At 60.2% G+C, this 244-nt stretch carries 1 protein-coding gene; it reads left to right on the forward strand.

The genetic code is table 11. The features are described from left to right. Positions 1-24: 24 nt before the first annotated feature. A partial coding sequence (locus NR201_RS22595) for a LysR family transcriptional regulator (protein ID WP_256850199.1) occupies positions 25-244 on the forward strand: 220 nt, incomplete at its 3' end.

A 244-nucleotide genomic window follows, 5' to 3' on the forward strand; every position in this document is an offset into this window, starting at 1 on the left:
GTCCTGCCTATAGATGGTGTTTCCATGCTTTTGCGACATTTGCGTTATCTGCTCGCCGTTGCCGATCACGGCGGCTTCACCCGCGCCGCCGAAGCGCTGCACGTGTCGCAGCCGACGTTGTCGCAGCAGATTAGGCAACTGGAAGAAACCCTCGGCGTGAGCTTGTTCGATCGCACCTCACGCACTGTGAAACCGACCGATGCCGGCGCGGCATACATTGAATGCGCACGCCGCGTACTGGTGG

The organism is Pantoea sp. Fr-CA_6 (genome assembly GCF_024520895.1).
Taxonomy (GTDB): Bacteria; Pseudomonadota; Gammaproteobacteria; order Enterobacterales; family Enterobacteriaceae; genus Pantoea; species Pantoea agglomerans.